The 23,438-nt window shown below is 47.9% G+C and carries 26 protein-coding genes, 1 tRNA gene and 1 rRNA gene; 16 read left to right on the forward strand and 12 right to left on the reverse strand.

Annotated features, from left to right (window positions below; all coding sequences use genetic code 11):
- Positions 1-41: 41 nt before the first annotated feature.
- Positions 42-156: ribosomal RNA gene (rrf, locus tag C2M35_RS10465) — 5S ribosomal RNA — on the forward strand.
- Positions 157-640: 484 nt separating this feature from the next.
- Here the strand turns inward: rrf and C2M35_RS10475 are convergent.
- The 3 genes from C2M35_RS10475 to C2M35_RS10485 form a co-directional block, all read right to left on the reverse strand.
- Entirely contained in the window at positions 641-1,156 is a 516-nt protein-coding gene (locus tag C2M35_RS10475; protein WP_105265287.1) for a hypothetical protein, read from the reverse strand.
- A gap of 97 nt (positions 1,157-1,253) precedes the next feature.
- A complete protein-coding gene (locus C2M35_RS10480) occupies positions 1,254-2,639 on the reverse strand; it encodes a class II fumarate hydratase (protein WP_105265288.1) in 1,386 nt (461 codons plus the stop codon).
- A gap of 76 nt (positions 2,640-2,715) precedes the next feature.
- Positions 2,716-3,189: a Dps family protein gene (locus tag C2M35_RS10485; RefSeq protein ID WP_105200382.1), complete on the reverse strand. Its 474-nt coding sequence runs from the start codon at positions 3,187-3,189 to the stop codon at positions 2,716-2,718.
- Positions 3,190-3,472: 283 nt separating this feature from the next.
- Between C2M35_RS10485 and C2M35_RS10490 the strand changes: the two genes are divergently transcribed.
- Positions 3,473-3,670: a hypothetical protein gene (locus tag C2M35_RS10490; protein WP_105200381.1), complete on the forward strand. Its 198-nt coding sequence runs from the start codon at positions 3,473-3,475 to the stop codon at positions 3,668-3,670.
- On the opposite strand, the gene C2M35_RS10495 is transcribed toward C2M35_RS10490, so the two are convergent.
- From C2M35_RS10495 to C2M35_RS10510, 4 genes are all read right to left on the reverse strand, one after another.
- A complete protein-coding gene (locus C2M35_RS10495) occupies positions 3,667-4,266 on the reverse strand; it encodes a PGAP1-like alpha/beta domain-containing protein (protein WP_105200380.1) in 600 nt (199 codons plus the stop codon). The genes C2M35_RS10490 and C2M35_RS10495 overlap by 4 nt on opposite strands.
- 83 nt (positions 4,267-4,349) lie before the next feature.
- Positions 4,350-4,895, reverse strand: a complete 546-nt coding sequence (locus C2M35_RS10500) for a YaeQ family protein (protein WP_105200379.1) — start codon at positions 4,893-4,895, stop codon at positions 4,350-4,352.
- A gap of 117 nt (positions 4,896-5,012) precedes the next feature.
- Positions 5,013-6,194, reverse strand: a complete 1,182-nt coding sequence (gene hmpA / locus C2M35_RS10505; protein WP_105265289.1) for an NO-inducible flavohemoprotein — start codon at positions 6,192-6,194, stop codon at positions 5,013-5,015.
- A 208-nt stretch (positions 6,195-6,402) separates the two neighbouring features.
- On the reverse strand, positions 6,403-6,675 hold the full coding sequence (locus C2M35_RS10510) for a hypothetical protein (protein WP_105265290.1): 273 nt from the start codon (positions 6,673-6,675) through the stop codon (positions 6,403-6,405).
- Positions 6,676-6,849: 174 nt separating this feature from the next.
- On the opposite strand from C2M35_RS10510, the gene norR reads away from it, so the two are divergent.
- Complete coding sequence (norR, locus tag C2M35_RS10515; protein ID WP_105265291.1) at positions 6,850-8,445, forward strand: nitric oxide reductase transcriptional regulator NorR; 1,596 nt, start codon at positions 6,850-6,852, stop codon at positions 8,443-8,445.
- A 514-nt stretch (positions 8,446-8,959) separates the two neighbouring features.
- The gene (locus C2M35_RS10525) at positions 8,960-9,340 is read left to right on the forward strand and encodes a hypothetical protein (RefSeq protein ID WP_105265292.1); all 381 of its coding nucleotides are present in this window, start codon (positions 8,960-8,962) and stop codon (positions 9,338-9,340) included.
- 63 nt (positions 9,341-9,403) lie between these two features.
- Here C2M35_RS10525 and C2M35_RS10530 read toward each other — a convergent pair whose 3' ends face one another.
- Positions 9,404-9,823 (reverse strand): hypothetical protein, encoded by a 420-nt coding sequence (locus C2M35_RS10530; RefSeq protein WP_105265293.1) that lies wholly within the window; start codon positions 9,821-9,823, stop codon positions 9,404-9,406.
- Positions 9,824-9,962: 139 nt separating this feature from the next.
- On the opposite strand from C2M35_RS10530, the gene C2M35_RS10535 reads away from it, so the two are divergent.
- The 4 genes from C2M35_RS10535 to C2M35_RS10550 all read left to right on the forward strand — a co-directional run bounded on the left by C2M35_RS10535 (position 9,963) and on the right by C2M35_RS10550 (position 13,646).
- Positions 9,963-10,610, forward strand: coding sequence for a hypothetical protein (locus tag C2M35_RS10535; RefSeq protein WP_158677963.1), 648 nt, complete (start codon positions 9,963-9,965; stop codon positions 10,608-10,610).
- A 203-nt stretch (positions 10,611-10,813) separates the two neighbouring features.
- A complete protein-coding gene (gene ylqF, locus C2M35_RS10540; RefSeq protein WP_105200378.1) occupies positions 10,814-11,767 on the forward strand; it encodes a ribosome biogenesis GTPase YlqF in 954 nt (317 codons plus the stop codon).
- Positions 11,768-12,193: 426 nt separating this feature from the next.
- A complete protein-coding gene (locus tag C2M35_RS10545) occupies positions 12,194-12,976 on the forward strand; it encodes a VOC family protein (RefSeq protein ID WP_105200377.1) in 783 nt (260 codons plus the stop codon).
- Between the two features lie 4 nt (positions 12,977-12,980).
- Entirely contained in the window at positions 12,981-13,646 is a 666-nt protein-coding gene (locus tag C2M35_RS10550) for an SDR family oxidoreductase (protein WP_105200376.1), read from the forward strand.
- On the opposite strand, the gene C2M35_RS10555 is transcribed toward C2M35_RS10550, so the two are convergent.
- Both C2M35_RS10555 and C2M35_RS10560 read right to left on the reverse strand, forming a co-directional pair.
- Positions 13,635-15,503, reverse strand: a complete 1,869-nt coding sequence (locus C2M35_RS10555; protein WP_105265295.1) for a M48 family metallopeptidase — start codon at positions 15,501-15,503, stop codon at positions 13,635-13,637. The genes C2M35_RS10550 and C2M35_RS10555 overlap by 12 nt on opposite strands.
- A gap of 2 nt (positions 15,504-15,505) precedes the next feature.
- On the reverse strand, positions 15,506-16,093 hold the full coding sequence (locus tag C2M35_RS10560; protein ID WP_105200374.1) for a LemA family protein: 588 nt from the start codon (positions 16,091-16,093) through the stop codon (positions 15,506-15,508).
- 117 nt (positions 16,094-16,210) lie between these two features.
- On the opposite strand from C2M35_RS10560, the gene C2M35_RS10565 reads away from it, so the two are divergent.
- The 4 genes from C2M35_RS10565 (at position 16,211) to C2M35_RS10580 (ending at position 20,265) form a co-directional block, all read left to right on the forward strand.
- Positions 16,211-16,564 carry a hypothetical protein gene (locus C2M35_RS10565; protein WP_105200373.1) on the forward strand — a complete coding sequence of 118 codons (354 nt, stop codon included), beginning with the start codon at positions 16,211-16,213 and terminating at the stop codon, positions 16,562-16,564.
- Positions 16,557-18,887 carry a fatty acid cis/trans isomerase gene (locus tag C2M35_RS10570; protein WP_105265296.1) on the forward strand — a complete coding sequence of 777 codons (2,331 nt, stop codon included), beginning with the start codon at positions 16,557-16,559 and terminating at the stop codon, positions 18,885-18,887. The genes C2M35_RS10565 and C2M35_RS10570 overlap by 8 nt, the downstream gene beginning before the upstream one ends.
- 97 nt (positions 18,888-18,984) lie before the next feature.
- Entirely contained in the window at positions 18,985-19,488 is a 504-nt protein-coding gene (locus C2M35_RS10575; protein ID WP_105200371.1) for a hypothetical protein, read from the forward strand.
- A gap of 156 nt (positions 19,489-19,644) precedes the next feature.
- The gene (locus C2M35_RS10580) at positions 19,645-20,265 is read left to right on the forward strand and encodes a dUTP diphosphatase (RefSeq protein ID WP_105200390.1); all 621 of its coding nucleotides are present in this window, start codon (positions 19,645-19,647) and stop codon (positions 20,263-20,265) included.
- 2 nt (positions 20,266-20,267) lie between these two features.
- Here the strand turns inward: C2M35_RS10580 and C2M35_RS15675 are convergent, their stop codons facing one another.
- The gene (locus C2M35_RS15675; RefSeq protein WP_158677964.1) at positions 20,268-20,483 is read right to left on the reverse strand and encodes a hypothetical protein; all 216 of its coding nucleotides are present in this window, start codon (positions 20,481-20,483) and stop codon (positions 20,268-20,270) included.
- Positions 20,484-20,518: 35 nt separating this feature from the next.
- Between C2M35_RS15675 and C2M35_RS10585 the strand changes: the two genes are divergently transcribed.
- Complete coding sequence (locus C2M35_RS10585) at positions 20,519-20,854, forward strand: hypothetical protein (RefSeq protein WP_105258471.1); 336 nt, start codon at positions 20,519-20,521, stop codon at positions 20,852-20,854.
- 145 nt (positions 20,855-20,999) lie between these two features.
- Here the strand turns inward: C2M35_RS10585 and yrfG are convergent, their stop codons facing one another.
- The gene (gene yrfG / locus C2M35_RS10595) at positions 21,000-21,653 is read right to left on the reverse strand and encodes a GMP/IMP nucleotidase (protein WP_105200370.1); all 654 of its coding nucleotides are present in this window, start codon (positions 21,651-21,653) and stop codon (positions 21,000-21,002) included.
- Positions 21,654-21,714: 61 nt separating this feature from the next.
- Between yrfG and nudE the strand changes: the two genes are divergently transcribed.
- From nudE to C2M35_RS10610, 3 genes are all read left to right on the forward strand, one after another.
- The gene (gene nudE / locus C2M35_RS10600; protein WP_105200369.1) at positions 21,715-22,266 is read left to right on the forward strand and encodes an ADP compounds hydrolase NudE; all 552 of its coding nucleotides are present in this window, start codon (positions 21,715-21,717) and stop codon (positions 22,264-22,266) included.
- Between the two features lie 24 nt (positions 22,267-22,290).
- Positions 22,291-23,094, forward strand: a complete 804-nt coding sequence (gene cysQ, locus C2M35_RS10605; RefSeq protein ID WP_105200368.1) for a 3'(2'),5'-bisphosphate nucleotidase CysQ — start codon at positions 22,291-22,293, stop codon at positions 23,092-23,094.
- A 266-nt stretch (positions 23,095-23,360) separates the two neighbouring features.
- Positions 23,361-23,437, forward strand: a tRNA-Met gene (locus C2M35_RS10610).
- Position 23,438 lies beyond the last annotated feature (1 nt).

The raw sequence follows: 23,438 nt of genomic DNA on the forward strand, positions 1-23,438 counted from the left end.
AGACACATTACTTATAAAGCTTTCCGAATTTACAATTTTTTCCTGACGACCATAGCGTTTTGGAACCACCTGACCCCATGCCGAACTCAGCAGTGAAACGAAACAGCGTCGATGATAGTGTGGCATTTGCCATGTGAAAGTAGAACATCGTCAGGGCCTTATTTAAAGAAACCCGTTGCAACAATGCAGCGGGTTTTTTGCGTTTGTAGGTCGGCCTTTTAGGCCGACATTACGGTATAGGCCTGCACCTTGTCGGGGTAAACCCCGACCTACAAAAGCTTTGTCGGCGAACTCCGACTTAAAAAACTCCCACAGCTATCTGTAGGCGCGGCTTTAGCCTTGCAAAATCAAGATATAAAAAACACGCTTGGATTAGGCTGGCTTTTCTTGGTATTAAGGGAGTGAACTTGTTAGGCTATTAGGGATGATTAGAGAATAGTGTCGAGGTTGTTGTGATAGCACTAGGTGCATATTTATTGGTGTTTGCACTATTTGGGGTGGCTGCCACTTATTTTGCTAAATTTCTTTATTTTCAATGGCGCCGCCAAGAAATGCGGCCCCGATATATTATCAGGGCCTTACTTTGTCTCTTGGCGATTATTGTCCTGTCTTTACTGCTCAGCTTATTTGGTTACTGAGATTAGTAAACCGAAGAAGAGGAGCCCTGAATTTTAACGCACTGGGACTGTTGGCACTGGGTTGATGGACGCATTAGGTGTTCGCAAATGCTCACGGCCCCGGTCTTCAGGTTAAATTGACGCTCTTGCACAGTGATTTCTTCTGCCAATGCTTTAACCTGGGCGGCATCTGCTGTCTTAGTCGAAAATACAAGGTATTCATTGGCACCACCACAGGCTCTGCTGCCAACGGCAACCACCTGGCATTGCTCAGTGCTATCGCAGGATTTATCCGCCGTAAGTTCATGGATTTGCTTATAACCTTGAGCGATAGACTCAGGCGTGGCGGTCATCTGCATATTTTCCACTCTGATAGGGTTTTTTGTAGTGACCAGCTGTTTAGGTGCCGGCTTAAGTTGGTTGTCTAGTTGTTGTGCTTGGTTTGGCTTTTCCGCAGCTAAGGTCTGAGTTTCCGCTTGGCTACTGTTATTACAGGCGCTAAGCGCCAGCACCGCGATGGCTATAAATGATAATCGCATAATAAGTTTATTCTTTTGTTGATGATCTTAAGCACCATCATACTGACATTTTAGCCGTGCGCAAATGCTTGCTTTTTATCCTTTAACCATGCCTTCGCTAATTTTGAATGCCCCCTTGGGTAAGCTTTTTGGGATCCAGTAATTGCAATAAGTCTTCATAGGGAATATCTGTTTCAGCGGCGGCGACATCGAGTATGGCACGCTTTTCCGCATAGGCTTTTTTAGCGATTTGCGCCGCTTTTTCATAACCAATAATTGGGTTTAGGGCGGTGACTAAAATAGGGTTTTTAGCTAAGGAGCGGGTGAGGTTTTCTTCGCTTACCTTAAAGCTGGCGATGGCTTTATCGGCCAGCGCTCTACTGCTGTTGCTAAGTAACTCTATGCTTTGCAGTACGTTATAGGCGATCACCGGCAACATAACATTGAGTTCGAAATTACCTGACTGACCGGCGATTGTGATAGTGGTGTCGTTACCTATCACCTGAGCGGCGGCCATGGTGGTGGCTTCCGGGATCACCGGGTTGACCTTGCCGGGCATAATCGATGAGCCAGGCTGCAGTGCTTCCAGCTCTATTTCAGCCAAACCACCGAGCGGGCCCGAGTTCATCCAGCGCAAGTCATTGGCTATTTTCATTAGTGCCACCGCAGCGGTTTTAAGCTGCCCGGAAACGGCGACCACGGTATCCTGGGTGGAGATATGAAAGAAGAGATTATCTGCGGCACTGAAATCCACGCCAGTTTGTTTGGTCATTTCTTTGGCAAAATGTGTAGCGAAATGTGGATCGGCATTAATGCCTGTGCCGACCGCAGTGCCCCCTTGAGCGAGCTGTAACAGGGCAGCTGCGCTGTGGCTGATATGGACTCTGGCGGCGACGATTTGCGTGTGCCAGGCTGACATGCTTTGCGCAAAGGTAACCGGCATGGCATCCATAAGATGGGTGCGTCCGGTTTTGACCAACTCGCCAACCTGTTCAATCTTGGCCGCGATCACCTCTGCAAGATGATCCAAGGCTGGTAGCAGTTCCTGCTCGATGGCAATGGCACTACTGACATGGATGGCCGTGGGGATTACATCATTAGAGCTTTGCCCCATATTCACCTGATCATTGGGGTGCACCTTGGCACCGAGCAGATCAGTGGCACGGGTGGCAATCACTTCATTGGCATTCATATTGGTGCTGGTGCCTGAGCCGGTCTGGAATACATCAACGGGGAAGTGTTCTAAGTGCTCTCCAGCGATGATTTCGCTACATGCTTTGGCGATAGCCGAACCTGTCTTGGCATCTAAATAGCCGAGCTCAGTATTGACCTTAGCCGCGGCGCGTTTGATATGGGCGAGCGCGGTAATAAAGCGGCTCGGCATGGTTAGCGAACTGATTTTAAAATTATTTACGGCGCGCTGTGTTTGCGCTTGATAGAGGGCGTTGGCGGGAACCTTGAGCTCCCCCATGCTATCGTGTTCGCGGCGGTATTTAGGGGTCATGCTCTGCTCCTGAAGGCTAGTAAAGGCGGTAGTTAAGAAAGCCAGGCGCTAAGTTGTCGCCTGGCTTGATGGACTTTTAGTCGAGATAGGCTTTAAGCATCCACACCAGCTTTTCCTGTTCTTTGATGTAGTCGCTCATTAATGCCGCCGTGCCTTCATCTTCATTATCACTGGCATCGACAAGAATGTTGCGCTGCATCTTGATCAAGGTGGTATAGCCCTCAAGGAGGTTTTGCAACGCCTGACCACCATCGCTGATATTTTTAGCCTCGTTGATCTGGCTCAGCTCGATATAATCTGTAAACGCATGCAGCGGTTCCCCTCCCAGGGTAAGAATGCGTTCGGCGATTTCATCGACCTTTTCCAGTAACAGGTTGTAGATTTCTTCAAATTTGACGTGCAGTTCGAAAAAGTCGCGGCCTTTTATATTCCAATGAAAGCCTCGAGCGTTCATGTATTGAATTTGATAGCAGCTCAATAAGCGGTTGAGCTCATCGATGATAGTTTCTGTTTCTTGAGTATCTAATCCAATAGCATTTACTTGCGACATAGCTGTCTCCTTTGCGTTTAGAAGTTGTCTTCAGTATGGCTTAAAGCCCATTAATAACAAGCGGATAAAATCGATTTAAGCCATCAAATAAAATGATTTGCATACGCTTGTAACTAATGACATGGGCATGATTTATGCCAAAAACAAGGTGCTCATGGTGAAATATTGATCTATCGCAAAGGCGGATTGTGAGCTCAAAAAAGCGGCACTGAAAGTTGATTTAGCGCAATATTTGTATGCACTGGGGGAGCATAATCTGAACATCGACATAGGAGATGTGGTTATGAATAAATCGAAAAAAGCTGAAATCACCGTTTGTGTTATTGCCGTTCTCACCTTTGTAATTACTCTAGTGGGTCACCTTGCCGGTGCCAGCTACGCAAATTCCGATGCCTTCGGCATGATTGCAGCACCTATCCCTCTAGTGCTGGCTATTATCGCTATGGTTGCTTATAAGATTGCCGCTGCTGCTGAGGATTAATCCTCGCGCAGTTGCTCAAGAATATAAGCAACGACCTTGCGGGAGTAGATCAGGCTGGTGTGGCTAAGGTGAAACACCTTGTGCTGCGCCATGCCGTTGAGCTTGGTTTCATCGACCTTGACCGTACCATCGCATGGGTGTCCCTGTTCAAACAGGGGTAACAGGCCCAGAGGTAAGTCACCGGCAATGCTGTAGAGCTTGGCGTTAAAGGGCCAGTCTTGATTTTCACTGGCCAGATATTCCAGGCTGTTTTTTAGCAGCGCCTGCATACCTTTTTGCTGCATATGATGGACTATCTTGGCACCCTTGTGGGGCGTGCCCAGGGTAAAAACCTTTTTTACCTGATCCGCTTGGGGGAAATCCTGGCTGAGATAGCGTCGTGCGATCAGGCCGCCCAAGGAATGGCAGACAAAGGCGCATTCATGATCGCCGATAAAGGCATTGATGCGGGCGAAGATCTCATCGGTATTGGGATCTAAGGTGTTATATGACAGGTTGAGTATATCGTAGCCGTGTTTTTGCAGCCGTGCGCACAGGGGGCGCATAACAAAACCCGACATATACAAGCCATGTAAAACTACTACCTTAGTGATCATACTTATCCTTACCCACACCTTGACCTAGGTCCGACATAATTCATGACGAATCGTCACCAACACTTTGTCCCAGTTTTGGCTATTTAGCCCTGACCCTGCCAAGAGGTCAAGGTAATTTGCAGCGTTTGCTCCTGGTTGCTCACCCATACTTCGGCATCTTCTATGCTAATGGTGAGGTCGACGCTGCGCGAGGCCATGGCCGCCAGTTGCTGAGTCTGCTCATAGTTCAAGCTGATCACCCTAAGATTTTTAAACTGGCTTAACTTTTGCTGGTTCTTTTGCCACCAAATTTCCTGGTTGTTTTCGCCATAGGCGTACAGCACTACTTCTTGGGCACGAGTGCAGGCTTTTTTGAGGCGCTTTTCATCAGGCAGACCGAGATCTATCCACAGGCTGATGCTGTCATCCATTTCCCGTTGCCATAATTCCGGCTCGTCTTCGGCGCACAGGCCTTTGGTAAATTGCAGCTCATCATTGGCATGTAAGGCAAAAGCCAGCAGGCGGATCATCAGTCGTTGCTCGGTTTCCGAAGGATGCTGGGCGACGGTTAAAGGGTATTCTTGATAGTGGTGGCGATTCATATCACTGATATTGAGACGCGCTTTAATTATGGTGGCCTTTAATGCCATAACAACTACTTCCTAGGCGAGCAAAGCGGGCAGTATACACGTTCGCGGGGCGATTTGCTCAGCTCATATAGACGCTGCCGGGGGATTCCCAGCAGCCAAAACCAATGCACACTAAATTTAAAGTGTGGCGTGAGGGCCAAACACCTCGTAGTGAATACGCGCTTCATCAATACCCAGTAGCAGCAGCTTTTCTTTGGCGAACTGCATAAAGGCAATCGGACCACAGAGGTAGTATTCGCCATCGGCAATGGGCAGTTCAATCTGAGAAAAGTCGATAAGGCCCGCGAAGGTATGTTGGCCATTTCCTTGTTCTTGGTTGTACCAAGTATAATGACGCCAGTTATGCTGTTCACACAGGTGAGCGGTGTGCGCTGCAAACGAGTGCTGAGCCTGGTTTTCACAGGCATGGATAAAGGTTACCTGGTGCGCATATTGGCTATGTGCCAAGGTCTCCAACATGGATTGCATAGGGGTAATCCCCACACCTGCAGAAATAAGCACAACGGGCTGTTGCTTGTCGGTAAAGAAGAAGTCTCCCGTTGGCGCATGTAAATCAACCAGATCGCCCACGTTAAGCCTGTTATGCAGGTAATTGGAAACAATTCCCTGTTGCGTATCGCCTTCGCGTTTCACCGAGATGCGGTAGTCTTTACCATTTGCTTTGGCCGAAAGAGAATATTGGCGGATTTCGATATGCTCTGAGGTGTCGGGTTGCAATTCGATGGCAATGTACTGGCCAGGCTGGAAGTCCATGACCGGCTGGCAGTCAACAGGTCGAAAAGTAAAGCTGGTTACCAGCTCTGACTCTTCTGTTTTTTCAGCTAGTTGAAACGCTCGCTTGCCTCGCCAGCCGCCAACGGCGGAAGCTCTTTGCGAATATAGTTGCTCCTCTCTGGAGATAAAAATATTGGCCAAGATGCCGTATGCCTTCCCCCAAGCCTGCTCGACAGCTTGGGTAAAGTGGTGGCTGAGCAACTCGCGCATGGTTTCAATCAGATGGTGGCCAACAATGTCATAATCATCAGCTTTAATATCAAAACTAACATGCTTATTGGCGATGCGCTCAATGGCGTGAGCGAGTACCGCAGGGTTATCTAAGTTTTTTGCGTAGGCGACAATGGCTTCAAACAGTGCCAACTTCTGACGTCCGGAGTGCTGGTTGCTTAAATTGAAAATATCTTTCAGTTCAGGATTGTGTGTGAACATTCGGGTGTAAAAGTGCTCGGTAACCGCAGCGCCAGCTTGTTCAATCAAAGGAAGGGTTGATTGCACAGTTTTAATATCTTGAATAGATAACATCTTAACTCCAGAAGTTATAGCTATGGCCTTGAATAGTTGGCCGGAATTTTAGAAACATAGGAATAAAGCAGGCTGCCTTTACTCGCTAGGGGAACCCCAAGAGTTTGTGCAGCAATACTTGAGTGCTTGCCTAACCGGATGTAAATAGCCTATCGCCCCGTCTTAGATGGGCAATTGGCTATACTCATAGCTAAATCATTAGATGTGGCTACTTAACGTAGCAACCGAGTCCGTGCAGACCAACACAACGTATGACATAACCAATCTTGAACATGGCCGCGAAGACTATGGTTGCGATATGTGCGCTGACTTGTGCTGGGATAGAAAAGTAATGATTAAATTTATAGGTCATCAGTAGACACAAAACCGTGGTTATAAAAGACAATACCATGGCCCAGTTACCGCCAATAACACACCACTGGAAGCTAAGTTGTTGACCATCCATTTGTTGGTTATTGGTGAGTAAAAAATTTGAGTACATCTGCGCTCCACACTATGAACAATTAGGCATGGTTATATAGTCAAAATGCGTGCCATTTTGTAATTGCATGAAATGTATGGATAAGTTTGTTTTTTAGAAATAAAGGTGTGTCATAATGACTTTGTTGCTACTGTGTCTTTATGACTCAGTATTGTCTTTATGATTAGGTGATGTATGAATAACCCTACCGATAACCAGTTGCTTGAGCTTTCGCTGGAATTGGCGCAAAGCGTATCTAGCAAGCAGCGCTTTGATGGCCTGCTAACCGCTGTGCGCAAATTTATCACCTGTGATGCCATAGTGTTATTGGTTTTGAAAGGGGATTACCTACAGCCGCTGGCCTTGCAGGGGTTAAGGCGCGGCACCATGGGGCGGCAATTTGTTATTGCCGAACATCCGAGATTTTTGGCTGTGTGCCAATCCATGCAAGCGGTACGTTTTGAGGCGGACTCAGATTTACCCGATCCCTATGATGGGCTGGTGCTGGCCACCGACGGCGACTTGCCCATTCATGCCTGCATGGGCATTCCCTTGTATTTTGAACAACAGCTGATTGGCGTGCTGACCTTAGATAGTTTAACGCCCGAGGTCTTTGATTCCCTGTCGCAAAGAACCCTAGCGCTGATCGCCTCCATGGCCTCGATCAGCCTGCATACGGCTCTCGCCCTAGATTTATTGGAAGCCAATATTAAGCACTCTAAAGAGGTAATGCGCGTGCTAAATGAGCCGGGCAACCTGGGTCAACAATCAAACCTGGTTGGCCAAAGTGCGGCAATGGAAAAGCTTAAAGGTGAAATAGCCCTGGTCGCCCCATCAAACTATTCGATTTTAATTCAAGGGGAAAGCGGCACAGGTAAGGAGCTGGTGGCGCACAGCATTCATCAGCAGTCGACGCGCAGTGACGAAGCCATTATTCATGTCAATTGCGCCGCCTTGCCGGAAAATCTGATAGAAAGCGAGCTCTTTGGTCATGCCAAAGGGGCCTTTACTGGGGCGGCACAAAAGCGTGCCGGCAAGTTTCTTATCGCCAATGGCGGCACCATATTTTTAGATGAGGTGGGTGAACTGCCTTTGGCGGTGCAAAGTAAGCTACTGCGTGTGCTGCAAAGTAATGAAATTCAACCCCTGGGTTATGACAGCACAGTCCATGTTGATGTGCGCGTTATCGCCGCCACCAACAGGGATCTGAAAACGGAAGTTGAGCAGGGGCATTTTCGTGCCGATCTCTATCATAGGCTCAATGTGTACCCGGTCACAGTGCCGCCACTGCGGGAAAGAGAGGGGGACATAGCGCTGCTTGTGGGGTTTTTTAATGAGCGTATCAAACGTAAGCTGGGCGTGAATCAGTTAAAGGTATCAAGTGAACTGATGGCGCGCCTTGAGCATTACTTCTGGCCGGGCAATGTGCGTGAGCTTGAGCACCTGCTGAGTAGAGCAGCTCTTAAAGCCTGTGCAAAGGTTTCCATGCAAGATCGTCATCGGCAAATAGTGACTTTGGAGATCAGCGATTGCGATGAGCTTGCTCCAGAAGGCACAGAAGAGCATGCGAAAGCGTCAAGGGAGCTAGCGTTAACAGAGCAGATTAGCACTGAGCAGAGCATCAATTTAAGAGACGCGGTAGACGATTATCAAAAGGCCTTGATCAAGCAGACATTGCATCACTACCAAGGCAATTGGAGCCAGGCGGCGAAACACCTTGGCGTTGATCGCGCCAATTTGATGCGTTTATCCAAACGTTTGGGGATACGTATCGAAAAGGTGGTGTGGTAATACCAATCGCTAGCAAAGGAAACGCAAGCCCAAGTCTGTGGTATAGTTGTCAGCAATAAAGTGAGCTTGAGATCCTGGGCTTTGCCTAAATACAAGCATAAAGACTAAAAGGTTAAATTTATCAAATGAGTAGAGCAGGAATTCAATGGTTTCCGGGACGCCAGTATCACCTTTTGCTTTTATTCTTAGCTATCTATTCAATGATTAAAAATCAATTGGTTATATTTTAATTTTTTCTTCTTTCTCTTGATTGTTAAATCCAAGTCATCCAGTACCCGTTCAGTACCACCCCCATATATGAAATTACTATATACTCATGTTATTATCTGAATGTATAATAGTGCACAATATTCGCTTAACTGATTAAAAGGTAAAATTAATAACTGCTACCGGCAAAGAGCAAATCTTCTCTGAGGGTAATTGCTTAATGTTAAGTGTTAGAACTAATGGCACTAAATCTTGGCGGTTTAAATATACAGTTAATAAAAAGTCTCTATGGCCCTAAGGTGTAATTATGAAAATTTTGGTTGTCATTCTTTTGTTGTTTCCACACTTTAGTTACGGTGAAGATTCAATGTCTAGAATTAAAGCACTGCATTTAAGTGCTGGCATAATGGCTTGGTGTGATGCCAAACATGGTAGTAAAGCAGAAACGAGCTTTAGAGATGCTGGCTATGAAGCTCGCATGATATTAGAGTTAAATGGAGAGTGGGATACTGGTAAAGTTAAAAAAGTTCTCACAGAATTAAAAAAGCGTTCTTTTGGCGGTAGGGATTGTGGCTTGGCCATGAAAGAGTCACGTTTGGTTGTCAGTCGCATTCTGGACGATGCGGGTATTGATTTGACCCAACTTAAGCAACATTACCTTTACATGCAGGAGCATGGGTCCCCATAAATGCCAAAAAGAGTAAATGACCGTGCTAAAGTTTTTGGCTAATCATGAGGGAAATTATGATATCTAGCGATAAGTAACAGCTTTCGAGATATCAATTCGATGATCTTTAGTCGGTACCCAGTCACTAGCAACTATTTCACCTTCTTTTAAGAAGGTAACCGTTATGCCTCCACTATCAGCAAGCTTAGCGCTATTCTTAGATTCAATAGATACCGATACAAAGTTACCAGAATTGTATTCTGATATTGTGTTATGACCAATTTGACGATTCGATGATGTTATTGAAATTGTTACCTCATCAGGATGGGAGTCAGGAATGTCAAAGCCAATAAGTACACTCGCATTACCTGTCATATTGTTCCGAGAAATCGTTACTGTATTTATACAACCTTCAGTACTACCTAAAAAGTTAGCTTCTTTACCCCCATCATAAGAGTCTTCTAGAATCCTGTATTTAGGCCTTTTATTAAATAATTCAAACATGTCAATCCCTTAGCAGAGATTCAAATTATCATCTATGTTGAACGAAACTGTTCCTCATACATAGTAATAAGAACATTTTTATTTTATCAAGAAGTGATGGTATCTTTATTTCATTTTATATGTGAAGGATAACGAAATTTTGGGCATCTTCAGTAAGTTTAAAGACAATTATGAAAAGAACGTTGTTATTGAAATTTTAAATGATCAGTTTAAGCGGATTGAGTCGCTTGGACTTTTAACCTTAAACCATAAAAAACTTTCTGTGGAGCTAGTGGAAAACCTATGGAGTGAAAATGCTAGTTATTTAAATGGCTCAATCCACAAGCGACCTGCTCGGATTGTTTTTTCAATAGCTGCATTATCAAATGGACTAGAGTGCCTAGCAAAAGATGATGTACAAAATCAAAAGGCATTTCTGGTTTTACTTAGAGATCTGTTTGCTGAAGTTGATGTAAATAGGAATCAGTACGGGCTTAAGGTTGTGGATGTTGAGCTGTTAGAAATAGCTAGCAAGATTTATGTAGAGTTTTCTCAAGACTTGCCCAACGAAGGGAATGCGAGTGAACAAGTGAGCTTAAAGAACTATCAAACATGGGATGAGTGGTATGCTGTTTTTCAAGCCGAGGCTGCATTTCATTTTGATAAGTTAGGCAAGTTTAATTGCTTAGAGTATATGGATAAAAGCCCACTTCAAAGAGCCTATCAAGAAAATGTAGATCCAAGGCCTCTCGCTAAGGTTTTTGCAGAAGAAACAGATTTCGAAAATGTTCTTAAAGGCTCAACATAATTACTAGTTTTCAGCTCACATATAAAGCCTGCTATCAGACATTTCTTGTAAATGACTTTGCCACCTAAATTTATGAAAACTAATTTTTACTTTATAGTAAACTACGCAGCATTAGTTGAGGTGATAAATCGAAATTATTCACCCAGTACCCCATACAGTACCACATGGTGTTATGGGTTGAGTTAAAAGGTTAAATTTATCAAATGAGTAGAGCAGGAATTCAATGGTTTCCGGGCCATATGAACAAGGCGCGCAATGAAATAAAAGAAATCATGCCGCAAATGGACGTGATTATTGAAGTACTGGACGCGCGTATTCCCTACAGCAGCGAGAATCCCATGGTGGGTGCACTGCGCGGCGATAAGCCGGTGATCAAGATCCTTAATAAGGCCGATTTGGCCGATCCACAGATGACCACGCAATGGCTCAATTATCTTGAGCAGGAAAGTGGTGTTAAGGCTCTGCCGCTGGAGCATGATAAGGCCGCGCAGGTGGGCAAAATAGTCGAGCTGTGTAAAAAGCTGGTGCCTCACAAGGTGGGTGCCGATAAACAAATTAAAGCCATGATCATGGGTATTCCCAATGTTGGTAAGTCGACCTTGATCAATACCCTGGCGGGGCGTATCGTCGCCAAAACCGGTAACGAACCGGCGGTAACCAAGGCGCAGCAGCGGATTAAAATCGATGAAGGCATCATGCTTTATGATACCCCAGGAATGCTCTGGCCCAAGGTTGAGAATGAAAACTCCGGCTATCGCTTAGCAGCCACCGGCGCTATTCGCGATACCGCCATAGATTATGAAGAAGTCGCCAGCTACACCGCGGAGTATTTGCTGCAAGCTTATCCGCAGCTGCTGATTGACCGTTACAAGGTTAACCCTTTACCCGAGCATGATTATGACTTTATGTTGGCGGCGGGTAAAAATCGGGGCTGTATTCGTGGTGGTAACCAGGTAGACCTGCATAAGTTCTCGGAAATTTTAATCAATGAGCTGCGCGATGCAGTGCTTGGCCGAGTGAGCATGGAAACGCCTGAGATGCGTGAGCGCGAAGAGCTGATGGTGGCTGAACTACGCGCCGCAGCCGAGGCCAAAAAAGCGGCCAAGGAAGAAGAAAAGCGTCAGCGCCGCGCCCGGGCCCGTAAAAACCGCCGTTAATCTACGGGTATTAAATCACAGACATAAAAAAAGCCCGCAAGGGCTTTTTTGTTTTCATATCTACCGTCACCGATATGAGCAATGTAGCAAGTAAAATGTAGTGCGGTTGATGGAATGACCATATCAAGGGGCGTTGAATTGACCGCCATCAACCTGTGCCTTACGAGCGCTAAGCGTGTTTCAGGGTCGTGAAACAAATTTTCAGTAACAAGCGGGTTTAAATTCTCTCAACTTGTTGAGATTGATTATCAATTAGATTTAAGCATCAGTCAACAGTTATTGCAAATAATTCTCAATTAAAGTTTTCTTGTCTTTTTATACTTAACTCGTTTAAGGTCAATAGCTAAGATCTGGCAATAGAATTATTGCTCCAGTCTCTCGCGGATTACGCTATGGTTATTAAAACAATAAAGGGGATGTACTAGTATGAGTCAAGATAATTACCCTCAAGGACATTTTTGCTGGGCCGAGCTGTGCTCAACAGACTGGCAAAACGGCAAGACCTTCTACGGCGATTTTTTCTCTTGGTCGGCGCACGATCAGCCTATTGGAGAAGGTGTGTATTACACCATGCTGCAAAAGCAGCAACAGGATATTGCCGCCATGTATCAGATGCCCGCCGATCAGCAGGCGCAGGGCGTGCCTAGCTATTGGCTGACTTATATTGCCGTTGATGATGTCGACAGTAAAACCGCCGCTGCCAAAGAGCTTGGAGCCAGCATAGTGCATGGTCCGCATGAGGTGCCCGGTGCCGGGAAAATGGTGTTGCTATGCGATCCCGGTGGCGCCATGGTGGCTTTATGGCAGGGTCAGGGCCATAAGGGTTCACAACGTAAGAATGAAACCAACACCCCTTGCTGGTTTGAACTGGCCACCCGAGATATGCGCGCCAGTACCGAGTTTTATAAGCAGCTGGTGGGCTGGCATAGTGAATCACACCCTATGGACGATATGGAATACAGGGTTCTCAGCATTGATGGTGAGGAAATTGGCGGCATGCTGGAAATGAATGAGCAGTGGCCGGACGACATTCCATCGCATTGGATGGTGTATTTTCAGGTTGATAACTGCGATGAGCAGGTGGAGCTGGCAAAAAAACTCGGCGCTGAGGTGTGCGTAGAGCCTATAGATATCCCGGATGTTGGTCGCTTCAGCGTGATTAATGACCCCCAAGGCGCGGTATTTTCGGTTATTCAACTTCAAGGATAAGGCAATGACTCAACATGTGGTGATTACCGGTGCCAATCGTGGCATAGGCCTGGAATTGGCTAAGCAGTACGTGAATGCTGGTGCCGAAGTAAGCGCCTTGGTGCGCCAAAGCAGCGATGAACTTGATGCTTTAGGTGTCAATGTGATCTCTGGTATCGATGTTTGCGAACCCGAGCAGTTACGTGATCTGGCAACCAAACTTGATAATAAGCCCATAGATATTTTGATTAACAACGCTGGGCTATTACACAATGAAACCTTGGCCGATATGGACTTTGCGGCAATAGAGCAGCAGTTTGCCGTCAACGCCCTGGCACCTTTGCGCGTTACCCATGCTTTGGGGCATTTATTGCCCGCCGGTGCCAAGGTGGCGATGATCACCTCACGTATGGGCTCTATTGCCGACAATGGTTCAGGGGGCTATATAGGTTATCGCATGTCTAAAGCGGCCCTGAACGCTGCCGCCGTGAGCCTGGCCCACGAACTTAAGCCGCGTGCCGTTGCGGTTGGTTTATTTCATCCCGGTTTTGTGCAAACGCGTATGGTGGGTTTTGCCGGTGACGTCAGCCCCGAGGTCGCAGCGCAGCGCATAAAGCAGCGGATCGCCGAGCTGGACTTGGCCAATACCGGCGGCTTTTGGCATGCCAACGGTGAGCGCTTACCCTGGTAAGCGGCTCACTACTTCACTATCTACATTTAAGCAGGCGGCAAGTGTGTATAGGATCACCTGCTCCGCCTCATTAATTTCGCCATCGTGGCTAATGCAGAGCTGGCAGGCTTGGACCAGCACCTGCTTCTTCGCCTGCGGCAAGGCTTTCACTATGCTTAAGGCGCGTTGTAAACGAGTGACCTGACATTGGGCATCGCCATAATAGCGCATGGGTAACTGCAAGGCCTCGGAAGCAGCATTAAGGGCTGTTGCCTGTTGCTGCTCATCACTGTGACCAAAGCTGGCAAGGGCGTTAAGCAATTGCTCGCAGGCCGTTCCGATAAGCTTTTTATTAAGCCCACCTATGGCGCCTGTACTGGCTTCACTCAGGGCGTGGGCGCTCAGTTCATAGAAGGACCAGGCATGAAGGTCCAAACTACCATCTACGACAACAATATTTTTTAGCTTGGCTAAAAACTCCCGCTGTCCATGTATTGGCAAACAACGTAGTGCCCCTATGGCAACCTCCAACAGCATCAGCTTTTTACTCATGCCAAGCCCTGCCAAAGAGGCTTCCGCCTGGTCGAATTTAAAGGCATCGACATAGGGTAAAGCGACAATCTGACGCAGTTGTGCTTGGCGCTGCTGCCAGTCTTGATGCAGGCAGAGCATCATTACCAGCCACTGGGCATCCACTGGCTCATGAGCCAGGTAACCAAGGTTGGCATCGACTCCTTCAAGTTTTACCTGATTCAGGTTGTTGTTTTGATGTCGCGCCACCTGAAACTGACTTTGCTCATGCGCCGCCATCATGGCGCCATGCACCGTCGTATGGGCATGGCCTCTGGGGCGTTCGGTAAGCACGCCATCCCAGCTGGGGTCCAGTGCTCGGATGCGCTTGCTCAGAGGCGGATGGGTGCTTAACCAGGATAGCCAGGGACTGAGCGCATCGGAAAAAAACAAATGGCTATATAAATGCGCATTGTTTTGTCTCAAGGTGTTTTTGCGTGGGCTTTCGGCTATTACCAGTAAGGCCTGAGCCAGGTCATAGGGGGCGCGAGTGAGTTCGGCGGCTCCGGCATCGGCGAGGTATTCCCGCTGGCGACAGACCAGGGCCTTAATGGCATCGCCGAGTTGAGTTCCAAGCCAGCCAAACAGGGTAAGTATCAGGCCAACGATGGCGCCAAAGCCGGCTCCGTCGCCTTTTTGGGCGTGTCGGCGCGAGGCATGCATGGCGCTGTAGATAAGATTTTCACCAGCCTGGCCAATAAAGGTAATGCCGAAGAGTAAGGCCGTCATACGCACATTAAGGCGCACATCGCCGTGACGAATATGGCTGAACTCATGAGCTACCACCGCCTGTAATTGCTCGCGACTTAGCTGTTGTAAGGCTCCTTGAGTAACGGCAATAACACTGTCCTGTTTGTGATAACCGGCGGCAAAGGCGTTGATGCTGGGCTGACGTTCAAGTACATAAACCCCGGGTACCGGCATTCGTGCGGCGATGGCAACTTCTTCAACCACGTTCAGCAATTGACGATGCAGTGGATCATAACTGTTGCTTTGCACCTGCTCACCACCGAGTTGCTGAGCAATAACGTGACCGCCGCGGCGCAGTTGCAGGTATTTATAGAGAACGGCCGCCATGATCACTGAGCCTATGGTCAGGGTGACGCCAAGGTGTATACGGCTGCCATTTTCCAGAGGTTGAAGACCATAATTAAAGAATGTATAGGGATCGGTGGCGAAGACGCGCATCAACCACAGTAATGGCCAATGGGCGAGGGCGATCAGCAGGGTGACCGCGAGAACAAACAAGGTAACCAGCAGCCAGGTTTTACGCCTAGCCTGGCGCTGGTGTTCAAAGAAGTTGTGCACGGCTAGTTAAAGGAAACTTTCGGTGCCTGACGTTGTACTTGTGGGTCTTCCAACTGCAATAGTGGCGCATCGATACCATGACCCGTCATTTTCGCAACCAGTACAGGAGGGAAGCTTTGCTTAAAGCTGTTGTACTGCATCACCGCATCGTTATAGGCCTGGCGGGCAAAAGCGATACGGTTTTCTGTGCTGGTAAGCTCTTCGCTTAGGTTGGCCATGGTGCTGTCGGCTTTAAGGTCGGGATAATCCTCGACACTAATTTGCAAGGCACCGAGGGCACTGCTTAGTGCGCCTTCGCTGGCGGCCAGCTGTGCCAATTTGGTGGCATCGATATTGCCTTGATGCAGTGCTTGCAGGGCGCTTACCGCCTGGTTACGGGCGGCGATAACCGCTTTTAGGGTGGTGTTTTCATGATCCAGATACGCCTGCGCGGTAGCAACCAGGTTAGGCACTAGGTCATGGCGGCGGTGTAATTGCACGTCTATCTGTGCAAAGGCATTTTGAAATTCGTTCTTATACTGTACTAGATTGTTGAAGATTATTACCACGGCTATGGCGACAACAACCAGTATGATTAAAAGTACTGTCATGTGCGTTCTCCTCCCTAATTACTTGGTTAATATACCCTATCTGGTTACAAAAGCAGCCAAAGCAAAGACTTTTTTTGCTATTATGAGGGCTGATTATCGACTTTTTCGGGGTTTTCCGTGGAATTATCGCAAGGCGCTGTGCTTAGCCTCCCTTTGTTTTTACTCAATGACTCACTTTATTCTCGCGACATGAATGAACCAGATCTGCTGTTAGAGGTAGAGCTGGACGAAGATCTGCTGGCGCATTTATGCCAAAACCCCAGCGCCGAGCAAACGGTGAGCCTGCAGCTTAGCAGCTATGAGCTGCGTCCTCAGGCTCAGCCCTTGTTGTCTTGTGAGCATCAGGCCATGCTGACGCTAAGTCGTGGCCCGTTATTGGCAGCAGTCCTGGAGTGCAGCGATGGTCAAAGCTACGTCTCGCCCCAGTTGGAAATGATGCCAACCTTCGACCTCGGTGACGAATATGAATAAACTGGCGTGGATGCTGGTTCTGGCCTTTTGTACCGGCTGCGCCGTACTTGGTGCTCAGAAATATGACAGTCTCTACGGCCAACAGCTGGTGGAAAATCGTCAGCATCCCATTTCTATCGAGCAGCAGAACTTTTTCCAACAAGAGGTTAGACCCATAATCGATAACCGCTGTGTGGTCTGTCATGGCTGTTATGATGCCCCGTGCCAGCTGAAAATGTCCTCACCTGAGGGCATAGAGCGCGGCACCTCAAAAGACTTGGTGTATGACGGTACCCGGTTATTGGCGTCCGAGCCGAGTCGTTTATTTATCGATGCACACACCACGGCGCAGTGGCGTGATAAGGGCTTTAATCCGGTGCTCAATGAGCGCCAGCAAAATCCTCAGGCCAATTTAATGGCCAGCGTTATGTATCGCTCCCTTGCTCTTAAACAGCAGCATCCTTTGCCAGAACAGGCCATCTTGGGTGAGGAGTTTGACTTTAGCCTGGATCGCCAGCAAAGCTGCCCGACCATAGAAGAATTTGAAGACTACGCTCTCGACAACCCGTTGGCGGGTATGCCCTATGGCTTACCTGCGCTAAACAATGCGGAAATGGCAACCCTGACGAATTGGTTGCAGCTGGGGGCGCCCTTACCCGACGCCCCGGAGATCAGTGCCGGGTTACAGGCTGAGGTCGATAAGTGGGAAACCTTTCTTAATCGCGACGAGTTAAAGCACAGATTGAGCGCCCGTTATATTTATGAGCATTGGTATCTGGCCAATATCTATTTTGCTGATGTGGAGCGCGGACAATTCTTTAAGCTGGTGCGCTCCAGCACGCCGCCGGGGCAAGCCATTAAGGTGATCGCCACCCGCCGTCCTTATGAAGACCCCAAGGTTAAGCGCGTTTATTACCGTTTACAGGCGTCCCACAGTACAGTACTGGCGAAAACCAATATTCCGCTATTGCTGAATGACGGTAAACTTGCGCGTCTGCAGCAGCAGTTTATTGATGCCGAGTACCAGGTCACCCGTTTGCCCGGTTATAGCATAGAGGTGGCCTCCAACCCCTTTAAGGCCTTTGCCGCCATCCCGGTGCGCTCTCGCTATCAGTTTATGTTGGATGAGGCCGAGTTGATTATTCGCGGCTTTATTCAAGGCCCGGTATGTCGCGGGCAAATCGCCCTCAATGTGATCAATGACCAATTTTGGGTGGCCTTTGTCGATCCGCAATTTATCGGTGCTGAGCAATTCGAGCAATTTTTAGAGCGTCATGAAGACACTCTGGATATGCCAGCGCAGGAGCAAAGTAATGCGCTGCCCATTTCTAGCTGGGTCAAATATGCCGCCAAGCAAAGCGAGTTTCTAGAAGCCAAAGCGGCTTTGGCAAACGAAGTTTTTGCCGACGGTCAGCACTTAACCCCGGACCTGCTCTGGCAGGGGGAGGGCTATAATGACAATGCCGCCTTGACCATTTTCCGCCATTTTAACAGTGCTACTGTGGTGAAGGGCTGGGTGGGCGAAGCGCCGAAAACGGCGTGGATCCTCGACTATTCCCTGTTCGAGCGCATTCATTACCTGCTGGTGGCCGGGTTTGATGTTTACGGTAATGTCGGTCATCAGCTGCTCACCCGTCTCTATATGGACTTTTTGCGTATGGAAGGGGAAGACAACTTTTTGTCTTTATTACCTCTGGAGGAGCGTGCCCAATTGCGTGCCCACTGGTATCGCCGCTCACCGAAAAGCCTAGTCGAGTTCCTTAAAGACTCGGACATCCGCTTTACCCAACCCAGCGGCATAAGCTATAGCAGCGACGATATGCAGCAGGAGCTTTATCGCAAGTTGGCGGCCAAACTGGAGCCTGTGCTGAGCAAACGTTATGACTATCGTCAGGCGCCAGAGGTGTTGCAGCGCCTAAATGCCCTAGATAGTAAGACGGTAAACCTATTACCCCAGGTCAGTTATATCCTGGTGGGCGATAAGGAGTCTGAGTATCAGGCCTATACCTTGGTGCACCATAACGCCCATTACAATATCAGCAGCCTGCTACGCGAAGAAGCGCAGCGCGCCTACGATGAAGATAAGGCTTTGGTGGTGCCCGGTTTTATCGGTGACTATCCGGAAGCCTTGTGGGTGCTCAGTGAAGAGCAGCTAACTGCCTTTGTGCAAGGCTTGGAACAGGTGCGCAATGAGCAGCAGTATCGGGCCCTGAAAAGTCGCTTTGCGGTGCGTCGCAGCGACCCGGATTTTTGGCGCTATAGCGACTTGTTACACCAGGTCTCAAAGCGCTACCGCGGCATTGAATACGGGCTGTTTGATTATAATCGTCTGGAAAATCGTTAGCTTAGCAGTTTATGGTGCAACAATTTTATAACACTTGTGTACTAGTGTTTGTTTTGGCAAAATTGTTGTGCTCGTGCCTATTAGAAAGAGAATAACAATGCACTATTGGTCTATATTTTTAATTATTGTCGCAACGGCATTCACTGCTCAGGCGAATGAAAAGAAGTTGAATAAGTGTATTAGCCCTTCGGGTAAAGTGGCCTACACCACGGAGCCTTGTCCTGCGGGACACCGTGAACAGGTGGTGCGTGAGCAGATGTCGCTGATGCAGTTTGCACAAAAAGCGCGTCAGGCACCGGACGTAGGCCCTAAAGAAGCCGACGAAACCGATTTGGCTTTTTATCTGCGTAGTAACTTTACGCACACCGATTGGGTTGAGAATATTCAGCGCAGCTACCTGGAGCAAGGTAATGCCGTGGTGGTGGTAAACACTTTCCGCTTGCATAAACTTGAAGGCATTTGTCAGGCCACACAGCAATGGATTCAAGAGCACCCTCATCCTATTTTTAATCTTCAGGATATGCGTTTTGAATTTACCAGCGGTGCCCCCTTTGAATCCCGATATGTGACCCAAGGGGTCTGTGATTACCGCTTAAGATAAAATTTAAGAGACACAAAAAAGGAGCCAGGACTCCTTTTTTATTGCCTTGAATTCGCTGCAGACCTAGAGCCAGAGTAGGGGAAGTGGCTAATCCCTTTCACTCTCTTTGCAGTTAACGGTATGATAGGTTTATTAACCGCGAATGTGAGAGATAAAATGTCGAGTGCTGCAAAAAAAATAGCCGTTATGTTGGAAATGCAACATGCCATGAATACCAAGGTGCATGAGCAATGGTTTGACCAAGGCTTTGAATGGTATCGAGCAATCTGGGTTGAGTGTGCGGAAATGCTCGATCACTACGGCTGGAAATGGTGGAAAAAGCAAACGCCCGACACCGAGCAAGTAATATTAGAGCTGGTGGATATTTTTCACTTTGGCCTAAGCCTACGCATTGACGGTGAAACCTCTTTTACCGATCTAGCCGCCGCCCTTGAGCAGGAAATGGCGCAAGTGCATAGCGAAGCGGATTTTAAAGCCACTTTAGAAGTCTTGGCCGCCAGTGCGGTGAATGACAAATCCTTTAACGCCGCGGCATTTGCCGGCTGTATGCAGCAAATCGGCATGAATATCGATGACCTGTATCGTGGTTATGTTGGTAAAAACACCCTTAATTTCTTCCGCCAGGATAACGGCTATAAGGATGGCACCTATATCAAGGTGTGGCATGGCCAGGAAGACAACGAGCACCTGGTGGAAGTGGTGAAAAGCCTGGATACAGAAAACCCAGACTTTGCCCACCTGGTTTACCAGGGCTTACAACAACGTTACCCGGCGTAACCCTAGATAGGTAAAATATCCCGATAGTCGGTGATATTTTCATATCCGGCTAGCTGGCGACTCGGTTGCTTGCTATCCGGGTTGGCCACCGCCAGCAGGTGGCCAATACCAAAGCGTTTGGCCGACGCCAGCACAGCCGCACTTGAAGCAGTTAAAGAATGTAAGTGGGGATTTACTGGAGAGTCAGGAAGTCTTGTACCTGGTTTGATTTGTGACATTGTGTATTACCCTAGGCGGGTTATGTTTGATTAGTATGAAAATGTATAAATTTTTAATCGTTATCGTTTTAACTAACTTTCTCTCTATCGTCGGGCTGCTTTACATTACCTCTGAGAGTCAAAGACTTAAAGTTAGTTTTGAGGGAGTGTCAAATAATTTAGTTCTCTACAAAGAACTAACAGATACTCCCGTGCCTAGCAATGCACAAGAATTGGTAAAGAAGCACTTAAAATGTGCTTTAGTAAATTACACTAATTCAAAAACATCCAATTTACTGCTGAAAAGTGATGATGTTGCATATGCTTCAACAATAAGTATGGCAGAAAAAATAGTTAAAGAGGTGAACTGCCCTTGGATACCTGAAGTCTAAAGGGTCTAATGTGTGGGGCTCGGCTGACAAGTCATAACCAGACCCACAACTGCCTAGTCAAAGTGGTGAAAAGCCTGGATACAGAAACCCCAGACTTTGCCCACCTGGTTTACCAGGGCTTACAACAACGTTACCCAGCGTAACCCTAGATAGGTAAAATATCCCGATAGTCGGTGATATTTTCATACCCGGCTAGCTGGCGACTCGGTTGCTTGCTATCCGGGTTGGCCACCGCCAGCAGGTGGCCAATACCAAAGCGTTTGGCCGATGCCAGCACAGCCGCACTGTCATCCACAAACAAGGTGCGCTCCTTATCGAATTTCAAATCCTCTTGCACCTGTTGCCACAAGCTCTGCTCTTCCTTACTGACACCATAGTCATGAGTGGAAATAAGCAGATCCAGATACTGATCCAGCTCGGTCATCTCCACCTTCAAGCTTAAACTGTCGCGATGGGCATTGGTGAGCAGAATCAATTCCTTACCCGCCGCTTTTAAGGCCTTGAGAAACACAATAGCGTCATCACGAATGGAGATAAGGTGTTGTATCTCGCGTTTAAGCTCCATGATCGGCAGCTGTAATTCCTGCTGCCAGTAATCCAGGCAATACCATTGCAGTTGTCCATGCACCTCTTCATAGCGCTGGGCTATTATATCGCGGGCTTCGACGAGACTTATTTGGTGGCGCTTGGCATAGGCCTGGGGGATCAGTTCCAGCCAAAAATGATTGTCAAAATGCAGATCCAGTAAAGTGCCATCCATATCCAGTAGCACGGTGTCGATATTGGCCCAATTTGGCATAGGCTTTTCCTATTAAAACAATTATGATGAGCATTAAGGTGATAATAACAAAGTCGCGGCCATGACACAGAAAAAGCATCCAACTCCTCCACAAATTCTCGACACGCAAGTGGTTGCTCAAAGCCGCTTATTCACAGTCGAAACCTTAGATTTATGTTTTTCCAACGGTGAGCAGCGCCAGTATGAACGTATTCGTGGCGGCGGCAGAGGAGCCGTGCTTATAGTGCCGGTTACCGAGCAGGATGAGCTGATCCTGGTGCGCGAGTATTGTGCCGGCACCAATGATTATCAGCTGGGCTTTCCCAAAGGCTTGATCGATCCCGGTGAAAGCCCTGAGCAGGCGGCGGTGCGTGAACTTAAAGAAGAAGTAGGCTTTGGCGCACATAACTTGAAGGCCCTCAAGAAGGTATCATTGGCGCCAAGCTATTTTAATGCCCATATGCACATTATTGCCGCCACTGAACTTTATCCCGAACGTTTACCCGGTGATGAGCCCGAACCCTTAGAGGTGGTGTACTGGCCAAAATCACAATGGCAGCAACTGTTGGCAGAACCGGATTTTACTGAGGCGCGAAGCGTTGCCGCTTTGCTATTATTAGTGAAGGCTTCCTAGTAAGTTTTAGGAGAGGGGGTAAGATTGCAACAATTCTTAGAGCCATGCATTGAATTGGCTGAACAGGCTGGCTTAGCAATTATGGCGATTTATCGTCAGCCGGATATTGGCAGGCAAGTAAAAGCCGATGATACGCCGGTCACTAAGGCCGACCTTGCGGCGAACGCGGTATTGGTCGCCGGTCTGCAAGAATTAGCAAGCGATATCCCTATTATGTCCGAAGAAACGCCTATTCCCCCCTTGGCGGACAGAAAACACTGGTCTCGTTATTGGTTGTTGGACCCCATGGATGGCACCGGCGAGTTTATTCTTCAAAGCGGCGACTTTGCCGTCAATATTGCCCTGGTTGAGAATAATCGCCCGGTTTTAGGGGTGATCCACTGGCCGGCGAAAAACATCACCTATTATGCCACCTACCAACATGGTGCTTTTAAAAAGAGTGCTAAAGGCATAGAACGCATTAGTGTGGCGCAACCAGGCGGCCTTACGCTTGCGGTCAGTCGCAGGCAAAAACTCGAAGCGGTAAGCCAATACCTAAACACCACATTTGATACCGTACCCTTAGGCTCTTGCTCGTTAAAGGCCTGCATTGTTGCCGAAGGTAAGGCCGACTGCTTTATGCGCATCGGCCCTACAGGCGAGTGGGATACGGGCGCCTCACAGGTGATAGTTGAAGAGGCTGGAGGCAGTATTACCGATGCCGAATTCAATCCTCTGACCTATAATCAAAGGGAGTCGACCGAAAATCCCGACTTTATAGTTATGGGTCACCCCGATTGGGAATGGCAAAAGATGATCAGCCCACATCAACGCTCGCACCACGACTGAATTGGTGGAAAAAGCAGCATCTAGTCGCGTTCTTAGCATTTAAACTTGCATTTTCACTCTTTTGCTATATTATGGCGCTCTCGCTGGCTAGGGGACACTCCTCAATACCAGCGGTAGAAGCTAAATCAGTGTGTTTTTGACAGGGTTGAGTTTCGAAATTTACAGGCGTGGGATGGAGCAGAATGATAAATCATTCGCCGGACTGCTAAGCCTAAAAGCCGAAGGTCGTCGGTTCCCGACGATAATGAAGCTTTAAAGTCTACTGGCGCGGGATGGAGCAGCCTGGTAGCTCGTCGGGCTCATAACCCGAAGGTCGTCGGTTCAAATCCGGCTCCCGCAACCAA

Source organism: Pseudoalteromonas sp. T1lg76 (assembly GCF_002964725.1).
Taxonomy (GTDB): domain Bacteria; phylum Pseudomonadota; class Gammaproteobacteria; order Enterobacterales; family Alteromonadaceae; genus Pseudoalteromonas.

Coding starts and splice junctions, on each gene's coding strand:
- C2M35_RS10475 (WP_105265287.1), bottom strand. CDS start 1,156: ATGCGATTATCATTTATAGCCATCGCGGTGCTGGCGCTTAGCGCCTGT.
- C2M35_RS10480 (WP_105265288.1), bottom strand. CDS start 2,639: ATGACCCCTAAATACCGCCGCGAACACGATAGCATGGGGGAGCTCAAG.
- C2M35_RS10485 (WP_105200382.1), bottom strand. CDS start 3,189: ATGTCGCAAGTAAATGCTATTGGATTAGATACTCAAGAAACAGAAACT.
- C2M35_RS10490 (WP_105200381.1), top strand. CDS start 3,473: ATGAATAAATCGAAAAAAGCTGAAATCACCGTTTGTGTTATTGCCGTT.
- C2M35_RS10495 (WP_105200380.1), bottom strand. CDS start 4,266: ATGATCACTAAGGTAGTAGTTTTACATGGCTTGTATATGTCGGGTTTT.
- C2M35_RS10500 (WP_105200379.1), bottom strand. CDS start 4,895: ATGGCATTAAAGGCCACCATAATTAAAGCGCGTCTCAATATCAGTGAT.
- hmpA (WP_105265289.1), bottom strand. CDS start 6,194: ATGTTATCTATTCAAGATATTAAAACTGTGCAATCAACCCTTCCTTTG.
- C2M35_RS10510 (WP_105265290.1), bottom strand. CDS start 6,675: ATGTACTCAAATTTTTTACTCACCAATAACCAACAAATGGATGGTCAA.
- norR (WP_105265291.1), top strand. CDS start 6,850: ATGAATAACCCTACCGATAACCAGTTGCTTGAGCTTTCGCTGGAATTG.
- C2M35_RS10525 (WP_105265292.1), top strand. CDS start 8,960: ATGAAAATTTTGGTTGTCATTCTTTTGTTGTTTCCACACTTTAGTTAC.
- C2M35_RS10530 (WP_105265293.1), bottom strand. CDS start 9,823: ATGTTTGAATTATTTAATAAAAGGCCTAAATACAGGATTCTAGAAGAC.
- ylqF (WP_105200378.1), top strand. CDS start 10,814: ATGAGTAGAGCAGGAATTCAATGGTTTCCGGGCCATATGAACAAGGCG.
- C2M35_RS10545 (WP_105200377.1), top strand. CDS start 12,194: ATGAGTCAAGATAATTACCCTCAAGGACATTTTTGCTGGGCCGAGCTG.
- C2M35_RS10550 (WP_105200376.1), top strand. CDS start 12,981: ATGACTCAACATGTGGTGATTACCGGTGCCAATCGTGGCATAGGCCTG.
- C2M35_RS10560 (WP_105200374.1), bottom strand. CDS start 16,093: ATGACAGTACTTTTAATCATACTGGTTGTTGTCGCCATAGCCGTGGTA.
- C2M35_RS10570 (WP_105265296.1), top strand. CDS start 16,557: ATGAATAAACTGGCGTGGATGCTGGTTCTGGCCTTTTGTACCGGCTGC.
- C2M35_RS10575 (WP_105200371.1), top strand. CDS start 18,985: ATGCACTATTGGTCTATATTTTTAATTATTGTCGCAACGGCATTCACT.
- C2M35_RS10580 (WP_105200390.1), top strand. CDS start 19,645: ATGTCGAGTGCTGCAAAAAAAATAGCCGTTATGTTGGAAATGCAACAT.
- C2M35_RS15675 (WP_158677964.1), bottom strand. CDS start 20,483: ATGTCACAAATCAAACCAGGTACAAGACTTCCTGACTCTCCAGTAAAT.
- C2M35_RS10585 (WP_105258471.1), top strand. CDS start 20,519: ATGAAAATGTATAAATTTTTAATCGTTATCGTTTTAACTAACTTTCTC.
- yrfG (WP_105200370.1), bottom strand. CDS start 21,653: ATGCCAAATTGGGCCAATATCGACACCGTGCTACTGGATATGGATGGC.
- nudE (WP_105200369.1), top strand. CDS start 21,715: ATGACACAGAAAAAGCATCCAACTCCTCCACAAATTCTCGACACGCAA.